Raw genomic sequence first — 23,667 nt, 5'->3', positions numbered from 1 at the left:
TGAAGGGTTATTCGGTTCAAAATTTAACAGGATTACCGAAAAACTGATCGCATCGAATATATGAAAAGATGGTATTAGGAAGAGCGTACTGCTCTCAGATTAATGTAATGGAATGGAGGAATGTCTGTGATTTTGATCTTCAGAGAAATCTCGATATCTGGCGGATTTACATTCCCGATTTTATTGATAAGATAGAGCAAAACAGATTGTTGTTGACTGCTGCCGAGCTAAGTAAAAGCGAGGCCTTCTTGCACGAGGAGGATAGAAACAGGTTCTTGTTGGGGAAAATATATCTCAGGAAGATAATCGCCAAGTATTTAAGAATAAGTGACCGGGATGTGGATTTTGATTATTTGGAGTTTAAAAAACCTGTCTTGCCGGCTTGTTATAGTTTGAATTTTAACGTTTCACATTCCGGTGATTATATAATATTCGGTTTCGCAAATCGACGGCCTGTAGGGGTGGATGTGGAATTGATGGATACTAAAGTAGATCTATATAATCTGATCTATACCAGTATGTCAAGTGTGGAGGTGAGTTCTATATTGAATAGTGAATTTCCGAGAGATATGTTCTATAAGCACTGGACAAGGAAGGAAGCTCTTTTGAAAGGAGTAGGACTTGGGTTGACTGATCGGTTAATGGATGTAAGTGTGTGCGATGGATTGAATTTTGTGCCCCCCGAACTGTCAAGCTTTACTTCAACTTGGAGTATTAGAAACTTTACTATGGATGAGGTGTATTCAGTGAGTTTGGCTTGCGACTCGGCTGTACGGGTTGTGAGATTCTACGAATTGACAAATAGTTGATTCTATTGTGGATAGGGGCAGGTATGGAGGAACAAGTAAATTACATAGTATGAATCGTGTAGCAATTTTTGGAGGGCTGGGGAATCAGATGTTTCAGTATGCGTTGGCGATAGCAATGGATGCGGGCGGAATTCCCACAAAGATTTCTGTTACTGACTATTTATTGAATAGGCATTACCAGGGATTTGAACTGCTCAAAGCTTTTAATGTCCCTATTCCGATTGAGGACAGAGTGAGGGTATTTGCTATAAATCGGGTTCGTCCGATGTTGCTAGATGTGAAGATGTCTGCTGTTCGGACTCTTGTAAAGAAAATGCTTTTCAAAAGAAAGAATCTGTATAAAGAGATCGAAGAATATTCATATGACCAAGGCGTTTTTGAACAGGATTCCGCTTTTTTGGTAGGGACATGGCAATCGATTAACTATTTTGAACGGCAAAATGATCTTATTAGGGAGGTGTTTAACTTCAATAAGCCAACAGATGCGGTCAATATGACTATTGCGGGGGAAATACTTAAGAAAAATGCTGTTGCTGTTCATGTCAGAAGAGGCGATTATATGAATCCTGAACATGCAGACAGCAGAATGGTAATAGACCCGCTCAAATATTATAATGAAGCATTCCATGTGATGAATGAAAGTGTGGAAAATCCGGTTTTTTATGTTTTTTCGGATGATGTAAAGTGGGCTAAGGAGAATTTCAAAGGCTCAAACTATGTTTTCTTGTCGCATAATATTGGTGCAAACAGCTATTTAGACATGTATTTGATGACCTTGTGTAAGCACTTCATTATTGCAAACAGCTCTTTTAGCTGGTGGGGTGCATGGCTTGCTGAGTACAAAGAGAAGAAAGTAATCATGCCTTACCCTTGGGTAAAGAATTCGAGTAGTGAAGGAATTTATCCTGAAGGGTGGATTGCCTTGAAAGCAAGCTCCAATAAGTGCGAATTGGTGCACTAAACCAAGTGTGAGTTTTTGTGGTAATATAAGAACACGGATTCTTTGAGCCAGTGTGAAGTTTTTTCAGAAGGTCTGGTTCTTGCAGACACGAGGCAAGTTGTTAGAGAAGACGTAGATTTCTGCAGGTGTTTTTAAATCAAATTAATCTCTTCTGCTTCCTTTGTGTAGTCCCTCTACAGATGTTTTTTTTCAGGAAAAGTGTGTGAAGGATTTGATGTCATGACCTAACTCTTAATCCGGAATGTGGTTTGATTCAGTAAGCCATGAATGAAAGTAGGTGATGGAATGATTCACCACAAAGTGTCCTGTTTGATCTTTGCCGCATGGTTTTTTGCTAAATACAGACGTAGTTCCAGAATTGACTTAGATTTAAGTAATTGATATTGAGGTTGCTTGTAATAAGTGTGCTGTTGTTCATGCTATGCTTTTTATCTTTACTTCGCTTTCCTTCCATTTTATTCTCTGTTCCAATACTTATTTTTCTGGCCTTATTTAGGGTCTGGAGGCTTTTTACAAGCTGAAGCTGCCTGTTATCAAGATGTGTTTTTCTGTTTTTCTATGTATTTCGTAGCAGGGTTTTGATTTTTCAAATAAAAAAAAATGTCTTTTAGAGACTAAAAATTGAATTTCATATTTAAATATTGAAAATAACTTCTTACCTTGCCTGAGCAATTGGAGGAGATAGGAGCTGTCTGTCCGATAGCAATAAAAAGTGTCCTTTAATTATTAGAAAATGGAAGAGATTTTTACAATTAAGCATGTTGTACTTTCAGGTGGAGTGGGTAGCAGGCTATGGCCGCTGTCAAGAAAGACAAAACCAAAACAATATTTGGATTTATTCTCAGGCAAATCACTGTTTCAGCTATGCGTGGAGAGAAATGAGTTTTTGAATCCTGAATTGATAATAGTAGGGAACGGGGAAAACTACCGGCTTTCGCGCGACATTCTTGCCAAAATTCAGAAGAGCCAATATCAGGAGGTGATTGAAGCAATGCCAAAAAACACTGCACCTGCTATTGCATTTGCTGCCTTTATGTCTCGCCCTGAGGATATTCTGTTGGTGACTCCTTCTGATCACTTGATAGAAAACGAGAAAGAGTATCACGCCTGCGTGTACCGGGCAATAGAGCTTGCGAAAAAAGGAAAATTAGTGACGTTTGGCATAAAGCCTTCGAGACCTGAAACAGCTTATGGTTACATAGAATGTGACGGTGAGGAAGTAGTCGGTTTTAGGGAAAAGCCGGGTAAAATGCTTGCAGAAGAATTTTTAGCTACCGGCGACTTCTTATGGAATAGCGGAATGTTCTGTTTTAAAGCTTCCGCTTTTTTGGATGAGCTGAAAAAGTATCAACCGGAAATGTTTTCGTTGACCAAAGCGGCATTCGATGCAATGGTCGATGGTGTATTGGAAGAGGAGTCCAATTCACTGATTCCATCTATAAGTGTAGACTATGCAGTGATGGAGAAGTCCAAAAATATAGCGGTGGTACCATCAGATTTCAGATGGTCCGATATGGGATCCTTTGATGCGCTGGCGGAACACCTGGCAGACAAAAAGGAACTGGAACTTGATATCAACGGGAATTTTACGATTGGATGTAATCGCTTTGTGTCTTTTGTGGGCGTGTCCAATGTTATTCTTGTTGAAACTCCTGATGCAATCTTGGTATTGGATAAACACTCCTCCCAGGATGTAAAAGGGATTTTTGAAAAACTCGATAAAGAGAACTCGATTCTGGTAAAATAATCTAGATATAAGAGCGCAAAGCTTCGGGCTGCCAATTGGTGAATGCGGTCTTCATTAAACTTAACACAGGAATTTTGATAAGATTTTTAGTTGACACAATAAATGGAAAATAGTAGCACAAACTCTTCTTATAGTTCTATCATCGAATTGGTTAGGCATTCTTGGGCTGAATATGCTCAGGAGATCGCTATGGACAACGGTGTGGATAAATTGACTTTTAAAGAGTTGGAAGAAAAGGTAAGCGCTTTGAGCAGTCTTATTTTGACCGTGGCCCCCGATGAGGAAGTAGTGGCGCTGACTACATCCAGAGGTTTCCAATTGATCATCAATATGCTTGCTGTTTTAAATGCGGGCAAGACCTATGTTCCTATCGATCCCAGCTTTCCAATAGCAAGAATTAATCAAATAGTAGAGGATTGTGGAGTAAAGTATTATCTGAAAAGCAATGAGAGTGATTTCTTGGATCTAATAGCTGTTGACATTAATGGTGTTCCGGAACGACCCCTCGCATCAGCTAAAAGCTATACCAAGTTAGCCTACATTTTATATACTTCAGGTTCCACGGGCAAGCCAAAGGGAGTGTGCGTACCGCATGATGGCATCATCAATCTGATTAACTGGCAGGTGGAGAATTCTGTCTCTAAGCCTGGAATGAAAACTCTACAGTTTACGCGGTTGACATTTGATATTTCCGTTCAGGAGATATTCAGTACCCTGTGTTCTGGGGGTACTTTGCAGCTGGTAGATGTAGAGGTGATTAGAGATTATAGCGCACTTGTTCAGGTGCTTAATGAGCAAAAAATACAGCGTTTGTTTCTTCCGTTTGTAGCACTTCAGGGGATTGCCAATGAATCGGAGAGCTCTTCTTTATATCCTGAATTTTTGCAGGAAGTGATGACCTGTGGTGAGCAGTTGAAATCTACCAGAGCGGTCAAAGCTCTGTTTTCAAAAATGAAAACTGCCAAACTTTTTAATCAATATGGGCCTACGGAGTGCACGTGTATCGTCACTCAGTTGGAGCTGCCCGCTGATCCGGGCAGCTGGGATGATTTGCCTACCATAGGCAAGGCTATCAGTGGCGTGGAAAGTCTGATTTTGGATAGTAGGCGGAATGTGATTACGGAGCCCAATGTGGAGGGAGAATTGTATTTCTCAGGTGTTTGCCTGGCAGATGGCTACCTGAATAAATCCGAGTTGACAAAGAAATCCTTTTTCCCGTTGACATTGGAAGACGGAACTACCAGGATGGTCTATAAAACAGGTGACCTGGGTTATTACACTGGGGAGAAGGAAATATTCTTTTTGGGAAGAATTGATGATCAGGTGAAAATCAGCGGTTTCCGAATTGAAACAGGCGAGATTGAAGCAGTAGCGGCAGCACTGCCGGGAGTAGCTCAAGTGGCTGTAATTGTGGGAGAATACGAAGATGGGCAAAAATACCTGTCACTTTTTTATGTGAGCCCGGAAGATGGGGTACAGGAGGCGGAAATGATTGCTTTTCTGAAAGAGAGATTGCCGGCCTACATGATTCCTACTGCTTGTGTCCGTAAAGACAGCTTTCCTCAAACATCCAACGGTAAGATTGACCGAAAATCACTGTCCGAGAGGATTTTAAGAGTTAATCCATTTAAAGACAGCTATACGAAGCCAAGAGGTAAAACCGAAACTGAGCTGGCCAAAATTTGGGAAGAGATACTCAATTTGGACCAAGTGGGGAGAGACAATCACTTCTTCGAATTGGGTGGGTCATCCTTTTTGGCTCAAAGAATGGCAATTGCAATCAATAAAGCCTTTGGGAAAGAATTTGGAGTATCTAAGATCTACCAATATCCTAAACTTAAGGCGCAGGCGTCTTATTTACTTGGTGAGGAGAAAGGTGCGAAAGCGCACGTCTCTAGAAAAACCGGCAATGGCGGAAATAATAGGGATGTTGCAATCATTGCCACGGCAAGTAGATTTCCCGGAGCCGCAAATACCAACGAGTTTTGGGAGATGGTCAAAAACGGAAAAGAGACCATCCGTTTTTTTGACATGGAGGAATTGGATCCATCTGAGCAATTAAAAGCAAAACAAAACAAGAGTTATGTAAAGGCAAGAGGTATAGTTGAGGATATCAAAGACTTTGACTATGAGTTTTTCGGATTCAACCGAAAGCTTGCTTCTGTGATGGATCCGCAGCACAGACTTTTCCTTGAAGTAGCCTTCGAGGTATTGGACTCAGTGGGATATATTGCAAACAAACCTGATTTTAATGTAGGTGTTTTTGCGGGATGCAGTACCAATTATTATTTTTCCAGAAACCTGGTTTTCGATCAAGAGTTAACCGACTCATTAGGTGCTGTCCAGCTCAATTCACTGAATGAGAAGGATTATCTAGCCACACGGGCAGCCTTTTTATTGGACTTAAAAGGACCTGCTGTCAGCATCAATACTGCCTGCTCTACTGCTTTGGTGGCTGTAGCCAATGCGGTGAAAAGTATTAGATCCGGTGAGTGTACAGCTGCTATTGCGGGAGCAAGCTCAGTGGCTTATCCGGTCCATAGTGGGCATTTGTACGAAGAGGGATCTATCATGAGCAAGGATGGTCACTGTAGACCGTTTGACGCAGAAGCCTCAGGCACATTGTTCAGTGATGGGGGAGGGGCAGTGCTTCTAAAGGATTACGAACAGGCGCTTATAGATGGAGACCCGATTTTAGCCATAATCAAAGGAGTCGGTATAAATAATGATGGAGCTGATAAAGGCAGTTTCTCCGCACCCAGCGTGGAGGGACAGGCAGGAGCGATTCGAATGGCTCTGGAAGATGGCGATGTAGATCCTTCAGAAATAGGATATGTGGAGGCTCACGGCACCGCGACTCCTATAGGCGACCCAATTGAGATTGAGGGGTTAAAATTGGCTTTTGGAACAGAAGTCCCAAATCAATATTGTGCACTGGGATCTGTGAAGGGAAACGTAGGACACCTTAATTCAGCTGCCGGTATCGTAGGATTAATCAAAACCGTATGTGCACTTCAAGAAAAAACGCTTCCGGCATCTATAGGTTACTCGACACCCAATCCGGCTATTAATTTTGATAAATCACCGTTTTATATACAGCAACAAACTACTGCATGGGATTCCGCAGGAGTTAGAAAAGCAGGCGTAAGTTCATTCGGAATTGGAGGTACTAATTGCCATATCATCTTGGAAGAGTTTATTCCTACTTCGGAACTAAGCAGTCAAAATTCTGAAATTGATCAGACAATTTATTTGTCTGCAAAAACTGAAAATAGTTTGAGGGGATATGCCGCTCGCCTTAAAGAACATGTTCTGCGGTTTCCTGCGATCAATTTGGGCCAGTTTGGATACAATGTCAATAAAAATAATGCTAAGTATAAGCTGGGCGCTTCAGTTACTTTTAGAAATAGCCAGGAACTGCTTTCGGGCTTGGGTGAACTGATAGAAGGGAATGCATCTATTGTAAAACGCAAAGGAAACTTTGATTTTCCTGTATTTATGTTTCCCGGACAGGGATCTCAGTATGTGGGAATGGGTAGGGAGTTGTATGAAAGAGAACCCGTATTCAGATCTACATTAGATCAATGCGGTGAACTTGTTTCAGCGTATGCAGGTATTTCAATCCGTGATTTGCTTTTCCCAACTGAAGTATCGGATCTTAAAGAGCGAAAATTAGCCGATACGCGCTACACACAGCCTTTAGTTTTTGCAATTTCATATTCATTTGCCAAATTATGGGAAAGTAAAAACATCAAACCTTCAGCATTGGTGGGGCATAGCATAGGCGAATTTGTAGCTGCATGTATTGCCGGTGTGTTGAGTCTGGAGGATGCTGTGAAAGTGGTGTCAAAACGTGGCGAGCTTATCAGCCAACTAAATCCCGGATCTATGCTATCCATCAGATCTTCGGCAGATAGTATCACTCAGATGCTGCCTGAAGGGGTTACATTGGCTGCTGATAATGCGCCCAATCTTTGTGTAGCTTCTGGTCCTTCTGAGCTTATAGACTTACTTACCGGAAATCTGGAGCAAAAGGGTATTCCCGCTAAAGTATTACGGACAAGTCATGCGTTTCATTCAGCAATGATGGATCCTGTCCTAGATCAATTTCAAGAGCTGCTCGCAAGTGTGAAATTGAGCAATCCAAAAATCCCCATTATGTCAACTGCGACAGGTGAATGGATGAAAGATGCTGAAGCAACTTCTACGGAGTACTGGACACAGCATATGCGCCTTCCCGTACTTTTCAATAAAGCTGTTAAAAATCTCCTGAATGAATTGCCTGAAGCTGCATTTGTAGAGGTCGGTCCCGGAAATGGCTTGACTACGTTATTGTTACAGCATTCTGAGGCCCAGGAGGCAGCGGTTTCGACCAGTTTAAATAAAACTTTTGAAGCTTCTGAACGGAGCTATTTCCAGGAACAACTTCACTCGTTGGTAAGTAAGGGATTAAACTTGCCATGGAATGATATCTATCCGGAGGAGTTTCATGCTAAGATGATTTTGCCGACTTATGTGTTTGATAAAAAGCGATGCTGGATAGATGTCAACATTCCTTCTACTCCTAAAGAAGGAGACTTAATTGATAGTACAATTAATGAACAGATTGAAGACAAGACTACGGAGGAAGGCGTGGAAGATATTGGATTGACGGAGATTTTTGGGAAGAAATTATCCCGGATGCTGGAGGATGTTTGTGGAGAGAAAGTATCGGCTGACGTGTTTGCTCTGACCTATTTTGAAATCGGCTTGGACTCCTTGGGTCTTACCCAATTTGCGTATTCGGTAAAAAAAGAATTTAAGGTAGAAGTTTCTTTCCGCCAGTTAAACGGCGAATTGAATAATCCAACAGCCTTGTTGGGGTACCTACTTGCAAATTCGGATTTAGCACATACTAAAAGAGTGCTTTCTCCGAAAATACTTTCAGGAAAGCCGGAGCATGGCGTATTGGCAAATGGATCATTGGTGATCAAGCCTTCTTCTGAAAATTCTTTGGATAAAGCTGAAAGAGAGGAATTGGCGAAGCCTTTTGGTGCAGTGGCTAGGATAGAAAAACAGTCTGCGGAAATTTCCGAAAAGGCGGAGAGCTTTATCCTTGAATTTATCAAAACTTATAATTCCAAGACACTAAAAAGCAAGGAACACGTTCAGGAGAACAGAAAACACACTGCCGATCCAAGAGTGGTAAGCGGTTTCAAACCTTTCACAAAAGAACTTACTTACCCGATCGTAACCAATTATTCCAAAGGGTCACAATTGACAGATTTGGACGGAAATACCTATTTGGATTGGTTGAATGGTTTTGGGTGTAATATGTTTGGGTATCAAGCCGATTTTATCAATAAGGCCATTATCGAGCAGATCAATAAAGGGATAGAGATTGGTCCGCAGACTGCTTTGGCGGGGATCGTTTCCGAGAAAATCAGCCGACTTACCAACAACGATCGCGTAGGATTATGCAATACCGGTTCAGAGGCTGTATTGGGTGCAATTAGAATTGCAAGGACGATTTCACAAAGAAATTTGATTGTCACCTTTGAAAATAGCTATCATGGGATAAACGATGAGGTGATCATACGAAGAACCAAATTAGGAAACAGTTATCCGGCAGCAGCGGGGATTTTGAAGGAAAATGTCCAAGAAACTCTTGTGCTGGAATACGGCACTCGTGAGAGTTTAGATATTATAGCGGAGCGATCTGATGAGATAGCCGCTGTACTTGTAGAACCTGTTCAAAGTAGGAGACCTGAGTTTGTCCCGTTGGAATTTCTGCAAGAGCTAAGAACGTTAACTGAGGAGCGCAGGATCTGTCTTATTTTTGATGAAGTTATTACCGGTTTTAGAAGCCATATTGGTGGGTTTCAAGGCTTGTACCCTGTCAAGGCTGACCTGACTACCTATGGAAAAGTGCTGGGGGGAGGATTTTCGATTGGGGTCATCGCAGGCAAGGCTAAATGGATGGATGCGTTGGATGGAGGATATTGGAGCTATGGGGATGATTCCATGCCTGAAGTTGGAGTTACTTACTTTGCAGGGACTTTTGTTAGGCATCCACTGACACTTGCGACTACAAATGCCGTTTTGGATTTCTTGGTAGAAAAGGGAGATTGTTTTCAGAAAAGACTGACTGGCCTCTCAGAAAAGATGGTGGCTGGACTGAATTCCATTTTTGAGAAATATAATGTGAAATACTATGCGGTGAATTTCAGTTCTTTGTGGAAAATTAAGCTTAAAGAAGAATTTCCATATTCTGAGTTGCTTTTTACCATGTTGAGGGAGAGAGGAATTCACATTTGGGAAAATTTCCCTTGTTATGTAACAGATGCTCATTCAGAACAGGATGTTCGTTTTACTCTAAATATGGTAGATGAAGTGTTGAGACTGCTGGTTGAAAATGAAATTGCATCGGGAGATTTGATTGCGGCATCTGACGATTGGATGAGTTTGGATAATCCGCCATTTGTTGGGGCAAAGATTTCATTAGACGTAAAAGGGTTTCCTGTTTGGGTTGTTGCTGAATAATCAAGGGGATATAGATATGTGTTTTAAATAAGCATTTTTTTTATGAAAAGGATACAAGACAATTTAAATGTGGGTTCAGAAGTAATGCGGGATGAAGCTGTGATTTCCAAGGTGTTTCCAAGCACTCCTTCACAGATGGAAATCTGGTTGCAATGTTATTTAGGAGGAAAAGAAGCCAGCATGGCCTACAATGAATCTAATTCATTTAGAATGTATGGCGATTTGATGGTGGATATCCTTAAAGAAGCCTTTCAGGTTATTGTTTCCAGACATGAAGGAATGCGCGCGGTGTTTACTCCGGATGGCAGACAGATTATTGTCTTTCAGTCATTGAATACATCTATCAGGACAAAAGATATTTCCACCTTGTCTGAAGAAGAGCAAGAAGAATTTTTAAAAGAACATAGTATACAAACTGGATTTTATGAGTTTGATTTAGTAAAAGGCCCCCTTTATGTACTTGACTTGATCAAGATAAATGAGCTTGAGCATATGGTTACGTTCACAGGACACCATTTGATTTTTGATGGCTGGTCTATGGGGTTGTTGGCTGAGGAGCTTAGCTCGGTCTATGGCCAACTGTGTAAGTCCGATGCAGTGGCTATGCCCGAGCCCAATAAGCTGTCAGATTATGTGCTGAAAAATCTTCGTCTTACCAACAGTGCCGAGATGGCGAGATCCCGCGACTTCTGGGTTAATAATTTGTCTAACCCCCTTCCTTTTCTTGAATTGCCTATTGACTTCGAACGGCCTAAGGTCAGAATGTTAAAAGCAGCAAGAGTGGAGCATAAGGCTGCATCCGGGATTATGAAGAAGGCGAAAAAATATGCGGCGTCCCAACATGCAAGTTTAAATGTTTTGTTACTGTCTATTTTTGAAATAGTGCTTTCTAAATGGACTGAAAGTAGAGATGTAGTTATCGGAATGCCACGGGCCGGACAGCCACTTTTGGGATGCAGTAATATGATAGGACATAGCGTGCATCTGCTTCCGATCCGAGCCAAGGTGGATTTTGACCTGACTTTTGAAGAATATTTAACCAAAAGAAGGATAGCTTTCATGGAAGTTTTGGATCACGGTACTGTTTCTTTTGGCGAACTGATCCAAAGCTTGCAAATCAAAAGAGACCCGTCCCGCATACCACTTCTTCCTTTGACTTTTAACGTTGAGATAGGATTGGAGCAGGGGATTTCATTTGATTCCCTGAAGTATAGGTTTATATCCAACCCGAAAGCTTATTCGAACTTTGAAATCATACTCAATATCTTCGGAAGCCTAAATAAGAGTGTCTTTGAGTGGACCTATAATGAGTCGCTTTTTGATAAGTCATCGATTCATGAAATAGCCCGGATATATGATCATCTGATTCAACGATTGGTTGAATGTCCTACCCAAAAACTAAGCATTGTAGATGAGTTATTTGAGGAGGTAGATCTTTCGGGGCTTCTTGATAATCTACATATTGAACTGACTGAGCACTCTTCGGTTCAGGAAAACGGAAGTATTGAGAAAGAAGCGGACGTTATCATACGTGAGGAATCATCGGTCTCGTCTAATGAATCCGAAAATGAAACGGATCCGGCGATACCGGTTGTAATAGCCGGACTCTTGGAGTCTGCGGTCTCGTTTCCCGACAAAATTGCAATTGTCACGGGGGAAAATTCGCTTTCTTATAAAATCCTCAATACTCAATCCAATCAACTTGCAGCTCTTTTAAGAGAAAAAGGGGTTCGGCCCGGAGATATTGTAGGTGTATACATGGAGCGCTCTAATGCTACAGTGGTAAGTATCATGGGGATCTTGAAGGCGGGTGCGGCTTACATGCCTATTGATGTGGAGGTGCCGGCTGAGCGGGTGTCTTATATGTTGAAAAACAGTAATTCCAAGTGTTACATCACAGACCAGCCAGCCTTTGATAACGGTGAATTGGCAGATATCAGACTTCTCTATACGGATGTAATTGAGATGTCAGCCGGTTTTCCTACAACTGACAATCCGACTAAAACACCAGTGAATAATCCTATGTATATCATTTATACATCAGGTTCTACCGGCAATCCGAAAGCAGTGTGTCTTTCACGTAAAAATCTCGATTATTTTATTGACACAGTTATTGTCGATCTGAAATTCTGTGCGGAGGATGTAGTGGCAGCCATTACTTCTGTTTCTTTTGATGCCGCCACTCTGGAAACCTTAATTCCATATTCATTTGGCGCTACTGTGCATATGCTGGATAAATATCAGCGCAGGGATCCAAAAGAAATTTTAAGAGTATTTGAAGAGAAAAAGATTACAAAAACAATCGCCACACCTACTCATTGGCAATTAATAGCGAATTCAGGATGGAACACCAAAATTCCTTCGTTGACAGTTATGACGATTGGTGAGCCGCTGAAAAAGGCACTGGTGGATCATATAGCTCCTCTCTCAAAGGAGATCTTCAACTTGTATGGACCGGCTGAGACTACTGTATATTCTACCTTCAAAAAAGTAAGTAGCTCAGATAGCCGGATCACCATTGGGAAAGCTGTTCCCGGGACCACAGTCTACTTGGTAGATAAATCAGGCAGCAATATCACTGAACCCGGAGTCTCCGGAGAGATTTGGATAGGAGGAGATGGCGTGGGACTGGGGTACTTGGGACTCAAAGAATTGACCGCGGAGAAATTTGTCAGCAATTCATTCGACCAAAGTCCAAAGAATCTATACAAAACGGGGGATTTGGGATTCTGGCTTGATACGGGAGAGATACAATGCGAAGGGAGAATCGATCATCAGGTGAAAATACGTGGACACAGGATTGAGCTGGGAGAAATCGAACAACGGATTTTAGGTTTTGATGAGGTTTCAAATGCGGTGGTGGATACAGATAAGAGTAGTGATATAGTTACTTTAATCGGGTTTGTATCGATTAAGAAGGAGTTGAGAGACTTTATAAATCTGGATGCTTATGCGGACAAATTGAGGGAAAGGCTTTTAATAGGGCTTCCTGACTACATGGTGCCCACAGAATATCGCTTTGTAGAAGAGTTCAAGCTGACCACGAGTGGGAAAATAGACAGAAAGCAACTTCCCGGACGTCAAACCCAGGGTGTAGAAAAACAAGTTAGAGTAGAAAAGTTTGCTCAAGATTTAACGCCTGTTGAAAAAACAGTGTATTCCATCTGGAAAGATCTTTTGGGTAATAGTAAACTAAGTTTGGACGATGATTTTTTCCTTGTCGGTGGACATTCCTTGATGGGAGTGAAGCTGATCTCTATACTGGAGAAGAAATTCCACTTGTCCTTATCCTTACTTACACTCTTCCAATATCCGACTGTTAGATCCCTGTCTGCGCTGATAGCGAAGGAGACTACTCCTACAGGCACAGACTCTTTGGTATTAATTAAAAATGGATCTCCTGATAAAGTATTGTGCTTTGTTCACGGGGTCGGGCTCAATCCTATAGAAATCAATACATTGATTAAAAATATGGATGAGGATCAGACCATCTGGGGTCTACAATCACCTGCTATTTCAGGAAATGCCAGACCGTTTGAATCAATTCCGGAAATGGCGAGTCACTTTATCAAGGAGCTGGATGAAAAAGGAATTAAATCCCCTTTTAATTTGATCGGAAATTCCATTGGAGGAATAATAGTTTTTGAAATGGCCAAACAATTGATTTCTGCCAATCGAAAACTTGGGTTCATCAGCATGATTGATACAATCGGCCAGTTTTTCCATGATGAAATGCCCACTGTAGCTAATAAGACTGTCAAACTTACTAAAAAACTACAATTTGAATTTCAGTTTTTGTTGGACGATATGCCTTACTATTTAAGACATAGAAAGAATAATCTGAAAGAGAAGTGGAGAAACTTTAAAGGAATCAACAGTAATGAGAATGACCTCTCAAAAAGAATCAGGGAAATTGAACTGATCAATTATAAGGCATGGAGAGAATATGTAATGGAGCCTATAGATATCGAGCTTACGTTGTTTTTGGCCAAAAAGAAAACCTTTTTTGTAGAGGATTTTAAAACATTGGGTTGGGAAAAATATACAACTAATGTGGTAAGTATTACAATGCCGGGAGAGCATGCCAACATGCTTAAACCTCCCCACGGAATTGAGTTTTCAAGAGTTTTGCAGCAGAGACTTAATTTATATACTATACAATAATTAGAAGTGAATAAGATAGCAGGGTGCTGCATCATCGCTGTTGAGTTTGAGGTTAAAGGGTTTTGATTTAATTAATTGAATTTGAAATGTTAAAATATAAAATAAATAAAAGAGCGATTATTGTTCCATTTATACTGGTGACTATACTTATGGTTAGCTCCTGTGCAAAAAGAAATTTGACTTATTTTAAAGATATAAGTCAAGAGCAAGATTATCAACTTAAAGAGGGTATCTATGAGCAGCCGAAGATTGTGGTAGGAGATCTGCTGGATATAAAGATAAGTACGCTAAATCCTGAATCAAACTTGCTGTTTAATTATGGTATTGTTTCTTCTGACAATGGGTCTGATAATCAAATTATTCATGACCCCATAATCGAGGGATATTTGGTGGACTCAAAGGGGAATATTGATTTTCCTACGTTGGGAAATATCAAACTCGCCGGATTGACCCAAGAAGAGGCGAAGCAGTTCTTGAGAAATGAGCTTGCGTCCTTGGTAAAGGATCCGAAAATTGAAATCAGATTTCTGAATTTTAAGGTTACCGTGATCGGTGAAGTTAACCGCCCTTCTTCATTTGTGGTTCCTACAGAGCGAATTACTGTCTTGGAAGCACTGGGTTTGGCAGGTGATATGACGGCTTACGCACTTAGGGAAAATGTTTTGTTGATAAGAGAGACTTCTGAGGGGAAATTAATTCACCGTTTTGATATCGGCAAAAAGGATATTCTGAGCTCACCATATTATTACCTCAAACAGAATGATGTGATTTATGTTGAAGCTGATAAGAGGAAACTTAATCAGGCCAACGTAAACCCAAATACAATAGCCGGCTTGACAATAGTGTCTTCTCTAGTGGTGGCTCTAATATTTAATTTCAATGATATTTTCAAGTAAGTAGCTCTAAGGTTATCTGCTGACATACAATATTCTCTATTAAATTATGAAACTTTCAAATATACTTATCGAAGAGAACCCGGGTTTTACTTCAAAAAGTATGGACATAAAAGATAAGTTGCTTCAGATTTTCAAATTCTGGCCATTGTTCTTAGTGTCCTTTGTACTGGCTATTACTGCCGTGTGGGTTTACGTGTATTATGCCATCCCATATTATTCTGTGACGAATAGCATCATGCTGAGGGATGTTACCAAAGGAGCAAATTTTTTGGAGAATCCTGTTTTCGAAGGTTTGGATGAGTTTAAATCATCCAATACCGTGGATAACGAGATGGATGTGATACAATCAGGGTTGCTGATGAATGAGGTCGTTAGTAGCTTGAATCTGTACAATGATTATTTTATTGAGAACAAGTTTAAAAAGAAGGAAGCTGTTTTCTACAAAGATCTCCCGTTTGCAATTGATATGGAAGAAGTAATAGCTATTAAATCTTCTGAGCCAAAGGTGATGCGAATCACTGAATTTAAGAAATCGTCTTTTATTGCTGAGATTGATGATGAAGTTATTGAAATTGATGTAAATAAATCGGTAAGTACCAAGTATGCCAAATTTAAACTGGCATATAATGAAAATATAAAACTTGGTCCGCTGGAGAATCCTATTTTAGTTCATTTTAAAAGCTCTGAAGAGCTTGCAGGAACATTTGTAAGCCAGTTGAAAGTGGAGGCGAAAGATAAGTTTTCAAGTGTTTTGTATCTCTCTCTTTTTGAGACAGTTCCTCAAAGAGGAGTGTTGGTGCTTAATGAACTAGTGGATCAGTATAATTTGCAGCTTTCTGAAGATAAGAAAGAAGTGGCGAGGAAATCATATGCTTTCATTACCAAGCAAATTAATTCGGTACTGTCTGATCTCAGTGTAATGGAACAAAATATTGAAAGTTTCAAGAGCGCCAAGAATGTGGTGAATGTTGAGACAGATTCAAAGGTATATCAGGAAAATTACATACGTAATAATCGTGAAATATCTGATTTGAAAAATCAAATTGACATCTACAACAGTGTACAATCGGTGGTTTCCAGTGATATCGAGGGAGATATTACAGGCTTGAGTTCTTTGATCAATTCTGACCCGTATTTATCAGCTTCCATGGCAGAATATCAAGATGCCAAAGCAAAAATCACTGAGTATGAAAAGTCGCTAATGCCTGATAATCCCTTAATGATCAAGCAGGTTTCTATTCTCAATTCTGCTAGGAGGAAGGTTGTAGGCCACATAGATATCAAGAAAAGACAACTTGAAATCACACTTCAAAATTTGGAGAACGAGAATTCTCAATTTCAAAGTAAATCCTATTCTGCTCCAAAATTGGAGCGACAGTATGAGGAGATCAGTAGGGATTTGGGCATCAAAAAGGAACATTATCTTTATTTGATCAAGAAAAGAGAGGAGACAGCTTTGTTTATCGAATCTGTGCCTTCCAATCAAGCTAAGGTTATCGATAATGCATCTTTCGGGTATGTGCCGTCAAAACCGTACCCTCCTGTATTGTATTTGGCGGGTTTGTTTTTTGCCTTCACTGTTCCCTTTGTTTATGTATATGGTGGTTCCCTTTTGAGTAATAAAGTGATAGAGAGAGCTGATTTGGAGACCATTTCCCAAATCGATGTCTTGGGCGAGGTCTCATATCTTAAAAAGGATGAGGTATTTGTGATCAATTATAAGGACCGAACGCCTGTTTCAGAACAGTTTAGGTTGATTCGTTCCAATTTTAATTACAAAATCGCAAAAGACAAGTCTAGTGTAATTCTGGTCACCTCTTCAATTTCCGGTGAAGGAAAAACTTTCTTTGCTGTGAATTTTGCCAAGTCCTTGTCCATGGTAGGGAAGAAGGTAGCTGTGTTGGAATATGATCTGAGGAAAAGGGGCCTTAAAACCGAATTGAATCTTAAGTCGGAAAAAGGGATATCCAATTATCTTTCTGAAAGTGATTTTACGCTGGAAAATCTTATAGAAGCAGGAAGCGAGGTTAATGGTATTACTGTCTTTCCTGTGGGTAATATTGCCGAGGATCCTTCAGAGATTATGTATTCAAATAAAAATTCATTACTCATAGAAAGGCTGAGAGAGAATTTTGATTACATAATTATTGATACTGCTCCAATTGGGCAAGTCTCTGATGCATTTGAATTAACCAATTTGGCAGATTATTCCATATTTATGGTAAGGTATGATTACACCAGCAAGAAAAATTTGGACTTCTTTAGTGATATAATTAAGAATAATCGCTTGAATAATCCGATGATTGTGCTAAATGGATCAAAAAATAGCGTCGCTTACGCTTATGGTCACTATAGCTATAATTAAATCAACATAGTATCATCGCGAATATGCAAGCTAGTTATTATTTGAGTAAATTTTTCAGCAAGGGGAACGCAAGAACCCTAGCTGCTAAAAAGAATGTGGCAGGGAGTTTTTTGGTAAAAGTATTTAGCATGGCTATATCTTTTATTATTGTTCCTCTTACCATCAATTATATCAATCCCACCCAGTACGGAATTTGGCTTACGCTTACTTCTATGGTTGGATGGGTGTCTTTATTTGATGTCGGTTTGACGCAAGGTCTTAGAAATAAATTTGCTGAGGCAAAAGCCAAACATGATGTTAATCTTGCCAGGATATTTGTTAGTACCACTTATTTCTATATTTCGATTCTTTTCGTAATTGTGTGGGCTATTTTGGTAGTAGTCAATAGCTTTGTTGATTGGAGTTCTATTATCAATGTTCCGATTGTGATGGATTCGGAGATAAGGATGTTGACATCTATAATTATTACATATTTTTGTCTTCAGTTTATTTTTCAAGTAGTAAAGACTATTTTAATAGCAGATCAGAAACCGGCAGTAGCTTCGCTTATTGACGTAATTGGCCAGTTTACATCCTTAGTGATTATTTGGCTTTTGACTTTATTTACTGAAGGGTCATTAATATTGCTTGGTTTAGGAATAGGTGTTTTGCCTGTTGTTGTGTTAATAATAGCGAATGTTTACTTGTTTTCTACTTCCTATAAAAATGTTGCTCCAAGTATTAAATTGGTACATAAGGAATATAGAAACCAACTAATGGGGCTGGGATTAAAATTCTTTGTGCTTCAATTAGCGGCTATGATTCAGTATAGCTCTTCCTTGTTTATAATAGCTCGCTATTTTACCCCTGATGATGTGACTGCGTATAATATTGCGTTCAAGTATTTTTTAATGCTCCAAGGGATTTATATGATTCTTCTTTCTCCTCTTTGGAGCAGTAGCACTGATGCTTACTTCTCCGGTGACTATGATTGGATTATAAGGGCAGTGAAAAAATATTTATTGATTCTGGTTCCATTTGTGTTGCTGGGACTTCTTATGTTGCTTTTTTCTAATCAATTTTATGATTTGTGGTTAGGAAAAGGCGTAGTAGAAATAGATTTTAGAATTTCATTGCTGTGCTTTGTCTTTTTTGTCTTAGGAATGTTTGCTAGTATTTTTGTCAATGTGATCAATGGTATTGGTGCTTTGCGTGTTCAGTTCTATGTATCTGTAGTCACTTCTGTTGGATTTATTGCGTTGTCATTGGTGTTTATATTGGTTTTTGACTGGGGGGTGTGGTCAATTATTTTGGCGTCTATTATTTCTAATGTTTATGGGTATTTATTTGCTCCTATTCAGTTGTATAAAATATTAGTTGTTCGTAAGACTGATAGTATTTGGTTTAAGTAATTTGAATATAATGAACAAGGTGAATATATATGGCGGGTTAGGAAATCAAATGTTTCAATATGCATTTGTTAATATGTTGATTTCAAAGGGAATTCCTGCTAGGATTAGCATGAGAGACTTCTTTTTATATAATCACCACAATGGTTTTGAACTTACCCATGCGTTTGATATTAATTTAAGTTTTTCGGATAGAATAAAGTTAAAGCTATTGGTGTCAGGATCTTCTCTGTGGAGTTATTCTGTAGTTAAGAAAGTACTGGCAATTTTATTTTCTTCATATTCTAGATTATTTGAGAATTCATTTAAAGAAAAAAAGGAATTTTGTTATGATGCGGATGTTTTGAAAGCTTCCAATTCTAGATTTATAGGTACTTGGCAATCTGTAAAGTATTTGCCTAAGGAAGAATATTTGTTGAAGGACGTATTTAAATTTAGAGTACCGACCGATACTAGAAATGTGAAGCTGAGCAGTGAGATAAGGGAAAATAATTCAGTAGCGGTCCATATCCGCCGTGGTGATTATACCAGTCAGGAATGGCGTAATACCCATCTTGTTATTGATGGGAGCGCTTACTACCAAACAGCTATCGAGGAACTGTCATCTAAGTTTAAGGACCTTACGTTCTATTTCTTTTCTGATGATATGCCGTGGGTAATGGCTAATTTTAAAGCTCCTAATTTCAAATATATCGATCATAATTCAGGGCTATCAAGTTATATAGATATGTATCTGATGAGTTTGTGTTCGAAATTCATCATCCCTAACAGTACATTTAGTTGGTGGGCTGCATGGCTTTCCGGTAACACGGAAAAAGTAGTATATATGCCTAGCCCTTGGATCAAAGGATTAACTGGAACTGAAATTTATCCTGCCAATTGTATTGTGAAAAATGTTTGATGTCATGTTCTCTACTCCCAAATGCTTAAGATAGTTCAAATTCAGTTTTCCGGTAAATCCGCAGGCTCATCTGCTTTAAGACTTCAAAATGGATTCAGCCATTCCGAGTCTGTGGAGTCTCAAATAATCTCATTGTATGGAGCTGGTGAGGAAGTTGACGGTGTGTTTTATCTAAATGCCTGGGCAAGATTTAAATCATGGGTGAATAATAAGCTATCTGGAAAAATATATAAATATGACCATAGTAAATATGGTTTGTATTCCTATCCCCTGACTGGCACTGATGTTTCGAAACTAAAAATGGTTCAAGAGGCAGATGCAATTTATATTCACTGGGTTCAAATGGGATTTTTTGATTTTAATTCATTTTCTAAATTATTTCAGCTAAAGAAAAGAATTTTTATAGTTATGCACGATATGTGGTTTCTTACAGGCGGCTGCCACTATGCAGTTGATTGTGTTTCTTATGAAGATAGTTGTGAAAAATGTCCGATTTTCCCCAATAATTCAAAAATAGCTTCTTCTCAGCATCGTGTCAAGGGGGAATTGATCGCTAACTATGGAAAAGACTTACAGTTCATTACGCCTAGTTTATGGTTAAGGGATTTGGGTTACAAATCTTCGCTATTAAAGAATCAGTCCATACATTTTGTGCCTAATTTCTTTAGTTCTCCTCATTTTAAGAGTGGCAATCAGACTGAAGCTCGCAAACTTTTGTCTATCGATAGTTCCAAAAAAGTGATCTGTTTTGGGGCGGTGAATATCTCCAGTATTTATAAAGGCTGGAGGTTTCTTAAAGAAGCCTTTGTTCATTTGCACAAGTATTATTCAAATGATGAAGTTGAAGTAGCTATTTTTGGAAATGGCGACCTTAAAGAGTTTGAGGCTTCGATAAATTTTAAAATTCACTATTTAGGTTATTTGGAAGATGAAGACAAGATAGCTCTTGCGTATAAATGTGCTGATGTGTTTGTAATCCCCAGTATTTTGGATAATCAACCTACTACTATTGTAGAAAGTATGCACTGTGGAGTTCCTGTTGTAGGATTCAATTTGTGTGGAATACCTGAAATGATTGACCATAAAAAAAATGGCTACATAGCCGAGGCTTATAATTCTCTAGATTTGGCTGACGGTATCAGATTTTGCCTGGATCATCAGCTTGACGTAAGTTTGAAAGAAGAGTATCTTCCTAAAAGCGTGCTCAGTGCTCACCTTAATCTATTGAATTAAGATGGAATTGTTAAGCAGTAAACCGGAGTCTACACAGATTAGTATTCAAAAATCCGGTGTTTTCGTTTTTCCCACTAAGTCTTTTGCTTATTATATAAGCTTATTCTTCTTAGCTATGATTGGGTTGAGTTTTGGTTATGTCATGGCTCTTACCACTTTTTCTTTTACGTTTGCTTATCAGGGGATTGAACTTTTAAGCTATTTGGTACTAGTTTATTCTTTGACAGGGTTGGTTAAAGTTAATGTTAAAATGTCCTATCCTAGGGTTTTTGGACTTATATACTTTATTTGGCAAGTTATAATATTGATACGCGGCGATTATTCTGATTTAAATTATTTTTATTTCAAACAGTTGTTGTTTGATTTAAATTATGGAGGAATGATTTTCTTAATTCCAATTCTGTTGTTTATTGATTTTAACTTATATTTAGTTAAGAGATTGTTTGATTCTGCGATCATCTTGGCTCTACTATATTTGGTGCTTGTAGCTTTCAACTATACTGTATTGTTTAATCCTGATTTAGAAAGTCTGGTAAGTTTGGGTACTTCAGAAATGTATTTTAAGTATTTTGCCTTACCAATAGGGATACTTGCATTTAATTTCAACCTATTGAGCAATAGAGTTCGTGTACTTGTGCTCACGGTACTGGCGTTAATGTTTTTAATTGCGATTTTAAGAGCTCGAAGAGGCATGTTGTTTATGACTGCTTTGATTTCTTTCTTTAGTGGTTTTAATTATTTTGTAACTTCTAAGAGTAAATTTCATATCATTTTTTACGTTGTTTATTCACTTGTAGGAGTGTTTTTACTTGTGTTTTATACAATGGATTTGGATTTTGATAATATTTCATTTTTCAAGAATATATCTGAACGTGGATTGGAAGATACAAGGAGCTATGTAGAAGACTGTTTTTATAATGATATGTCAACAGATGACTGGTTGTTTGGAAAGGGTTACAATGGAGGTTACCGGTGCGCAGGTATTGACGCCGCTATCTTTAAGGACAACATACGTAAAGTGATAGAGACTGATTACTTGCAGCTAATTATGGTCGGTGGAATCGTAAATATATTTTTTCTCTTTCTGATCATGATTCCGGCAGTTGTCCTTGGATTGTTTTATTCGAAGAACAATCTAGTTAAGATGTTTGGGGTATGGATATTGTGCTGGTTGATATTCCTTTACCCAGCTAATGTGTATAGTATTAATATTTATCATGTTTCAGTTTGGGTAAGTGCTGCGATATGTTATGTCAAACCAATAAGAATGTTGCCTAATTCTTTTGTTATCAAGTATTTTACCAGTGAATTTACCTATCAGTCCATTCCTAATAGTGAAAAAAATGCCTAAAGTATTAATATTCGGTCAATCATTTAATGCCAACACGGGTGGTGGAGTGACTTTAACCAACCTGTTTGGGGATTGGGATAAGGATGATCTAGCTGTTATATGTACAAGTCATGCAAATGGGAATATTTCCCCCAATGTGTGTGATAATTACTACTTTATTGGCTCAGATGAATTTCATTACAAGTTCCCTTTCAATTATTTTCAGCGTCCTTCTCCTTCGGGAAAACTGCCAATAGTATATACCACAACCAATGAGTCTTTCTCTTACAAGCCAGGTTGGAGGGAACTGATAATTCAGAACGTACTATATCCCATGTTGGATTGGTCTGGATTGATGCATGTTATTTCTAAGATGGAAGTCAGTGCTAATCTGCTGAAGTGGGTGGATGAGTTTTCTCCTGATATTCTCTACATACAGGCATCTACCAGAGAATCACTTCTTTTTGCTATCAAATTGTCCGAGAAGATAAAAGTGCCAGTAATTATACATCAGATGGATGATTGGGTAAGTACTGTCGGAAGTAATGGGCTGGGTAGTAGGTATTGGAATAGAAAGATTAATGGAGAGTTCAAGCAATTGGTACAAAGAGCAGATTTGTGTCTAAGCATCAGTGATCTGATGGGATCAGAATATCAGAGACGCTATGGATCTAAATTTAAAACATTTCATAATCCGGTAGATTTGGATATTTGGGAACCTAAAGCGAATGTTGAGAAATACGCTGAAAAAGAATGCTCTATTTTATATGCCGGCAGGACGGGCTTTGGAATAGCTACTTCTTTGAAGGCCTTTGCATCTGCAGTTGAGCGTTTCAATGAAACCAGCGATATCAAAATCAAATTTTACATCCAAACTGCCGAAGAATTGGCATGGACTCAAGATTTCCAACATACAATACACAGGAAGCTTATCCCATATGATAAGCTGCCCCAGTTATTTCAAAGTATGGACTTTTTGTTACTTCCGTGCGATTTTTCGGACAAAGCTCTAAAATTTCTAAAGTATTCTATGCCTACAAAGGCTCCTGAATACATGATTACAGGAACTCCTATCATCATCTTGGCACCTGAAGAGACAGCTATCTTCCAGTATGGTAAAGAATACAATTGGGCATTTACCATAAGTGATGATGACCCGGATTTTCTTTACAAGAGACTGAAAGAAATCGTTTCTAACACTGAGGCTAAGTGGGAGATCTCTCAAAATGCACTAAAACTTGCTAAAGCCAGACACTCCCGCAAAGTTGTAATTAAGGAATTTACCCAGGAGTTTCAGAAGCTGTTAGAAGAGGAAGAGCAGTGCGATTATGTCAGTTTTTAAGTTACCCAC

12 protein-coding genes are annotated in these 23,667 nt (G+C 39.0%); all 12 read left to right on the top strand.

The window, feature by feature from the left end:
- Positions 1 to 68: 68 nt before the first annotated feature.
- The 12 genes from J2X69_RS19800 (at position 69) to J2X69_RS19745 (ending at position 23,658) form a co-directional block, all read left to right on the top strand.
- Positions 69 to 809, top strand: a complete 741-nt coding sequence (locus tag J2X69_RS19800; protein ID WP_310107249.1) for a 4'-phosphopantetheinyl transferase superfamily protein — start codon at positions 69 to 71, stop codon at positions 807 to 809.
- A 49-nt stretch (positions 810 to 858) separates the two neighbouring features.
- Entirely contained in the window at positions 859 to 1,770 is a 912-nt protein-coding gene (locus J2X69_RS19795) for an alpha-1,2-fucosyltransferase (RefSeq protein WP_310107248.1), read from the top strand.
- A 733-nt stretch (positions 1,771 to 2,503) separates the two neighbouring features.
- Positions 2,504 to 3,517 carry a sugar phosphate nucleotidyltransferase gene (locus J2X69_RS19790; protein ID WP_310107247.1) on the top strand — a complete coding sequence of 338 codons (1,014 nt, stop codon included), beginning with the start codon at positions 2,504 to 2,506 and terminating at the stop codon, positions 3,515 to 3,517.
- A gap of 102 nt (positions 3,518 to 3,619) precedes the next feature.
- The gene (locus J2X69_RS19785) at positions 3,620 to 10,039 is read left to right on the top strand and encodes a polyketide synthase (protein ID WP_310107246.1); all 6,420 of its coding nucleotides are present in this window, start codon (positions 3,620 to 3,622) and stop codon (positions 10,037 to 10,039) included.
- Positions 10,040 to 10,081: 42 nt separating this feature from the next.
- Positions 10,082 to 14,203, top strand: a complete 4,122-nt coding sequence (locus J2X69_RS19780; RefSeq protein WP_310107245.1) for an amino acid adenylation domain-containing protein — start codon at positions 10,082 to 10,084, stop codon at positions 14,201 to 14,203.
- A gap of 86 nt (positions 14,204 to 14,289) precedes the next feature.
- Positions 14,290 to 15,099, top strand: a complete 810-nt coding sequence (locus tag J2X69_RS19775; protein WP_310107244.1) for a polysaccharide biosynthesis/export family protein — start codon at positions 14,290 to 14,292, stop codon at positions 15,097 to 15,099.
- A 46-nt stretch (positions 15,100 to 15,145) separates the two neighbouring features.
- On the top strand, positions 15,146 to 17,464 hold the full coding sequence (locus tag J2X69_RS19770; RefSeq protein ID WP_310107243.1) for an AAA family ATPase: 2,319 nt from the start codon (positions 15,146 to 15,148) through the stop codon (positions 17,462 to 17,464).
- 41 nt (positions 17,465 to 17,505) lie between these two features.
- The gene (locus J2X69_RS19765) at positions 17,506 to 18,855 is read left to right on the top strand and encodes an oligosaccharide flippase family protein (RefSeq protein WP_310107241.1); all 1,350 of its coding nucleotides are present in this window, start codon (positions 17,506 to 17,508) and stop codon (positions 18,853 to 18,855) included.
- Positions 18,856 to 18,865: 10 nt separating this feature from the next.
- Entirely contained in the window at positions 18,866 to 19,753 is an 888-nt protein-coding gene (locus tag J2X69_RS19760; protein WP_310107239.1) for an alpha-1,2-fucosyltransferase, read from the top strand.
- Between the two features lie 21 nt (positions 19,754 to 19,774).
- Positions 19,775 to 20,986: a glycosyltransferase gene (locus tag J2X69_RS19755; protein ID WP_310107237.1), complete on the top strand. Its 1,212-nt coding sequence runs from the start codon at positions 19,775 to 19,777 to the stop codon at positions 20,984 to 20,986.
- 1 nt (position 20,987) lies between these two features.
- Positions 20,988 to 22,337, top strand: a complete 1,350-nt coding sequence (locus J2X69_RS19750) for a hypothetical protein (protein WP_310107235.1) — start codon at positions 20,988 to 20,990, stop codon at positions 22,335 to 22,337.
- Positions 22,330 to 23,658, top strand: a complete 1,329-nt coding sequence (locus J2X69_RS19745) for a group 1 glycosyl transferase (RefSeq protein ID WP_310107233.1) — start codon at positions 22,330 to 22,332, stop codon at positions 23,656 to 23,658. The genes J2X69_RS19750 and J2X69_RS19745 overlap by 8 nt, the downstream gene beginning before the upstream one ends.
- The last annotated feature ends 9 nt before the right edge of the window (positions 23,659 to 23,667 follow it).

The organism is Algoriphagus sp. 4150, from assembly GCF_031457395.1.
Classification (GTDB): domain Bacteria; phylum Bacteroidota; class Bacteroidia; order Cytophagales; family Cyclobacteriaceae; genus Algoriphagus.
Note: the sequence above shows the minus strand (reverse complement) of the source record. Positions and strands in the feature narration are given on the sequence as shown.

Coding starts and splice junctions, on each gene's coding strand:
- J2X69_RS19775 (WP_310107244.1), top strand. CDS start 14,290: ATGTTAAAATATAAAATAAATAAAAGAGCGATTATTGTTCCATTTATA.
- J2X69_RS19800 (WP_310107249.1), top strand. CDS start 69: ATGGTATTAGGAAGAGCGTACTGCTCTCAGATTAATGTAATGGAATGG.
- J2X69_RS19770 (WP_310107243.1), top strand. CDS start 15,146: ATGAAACTTTCAAATATACTTATCGAAGAGAACCCGGGTTTTACTTCA.
- J2X69_RS19760 (WP_310107239.1), top strand. CDS start 18,866: ATGAACAAGGTGAATATATATGGCGGGTTAGGAAATCAAATGTTTCAA.
- J2X69_RS19780 (WP_310107245.1), top strand. CDS start 10,082: ATGAAAAGGATACAAGACAATTTAAATGTGGGTTCAGAAGTAATGCGG.
- J2X69_RS19790 (WP_310107247.1), top strand. CDS start 2,504: ATGGAAGAGATTTTTACAATTAAGCATGTTGTACTTTCAGGTGGAGTG.
- J2X69_RS19785 (WP_310107246.1), top strand. CDS start 3,620: ATGGAAAATAGTAGCACAAACTCTTCTTATAGTTCTATCATCGAATTG.
- J2X69_RS19750 (WP_310107235.1), top strand. CDS start 20,988: ATGGAATTGTTAAGCAGTAAACCGGAGTCTACACAGATTAGTATTCAA.
- J2X69_RS19755 (WP_310107237.1), top strand. CDS start 19,775: ATGCTTAAGATAGTTCAAATTCAGTTTTCCGGTAAATCCGCAGGCTCA.
- J2X69_RS19795 (WP_310107248.1), top strand. CDS start 859: ATGAATCGTGTAGCAATTTTTGGAGGGCTGGGGAATCAGATGTTTCAG.
- J2X69_RS19745 (WP_310107233.1), top strand. CDS start 22,330: ATGCCTAAAGTATTAATATTCGGTCAATCATTTAATGCCAACACGGGT.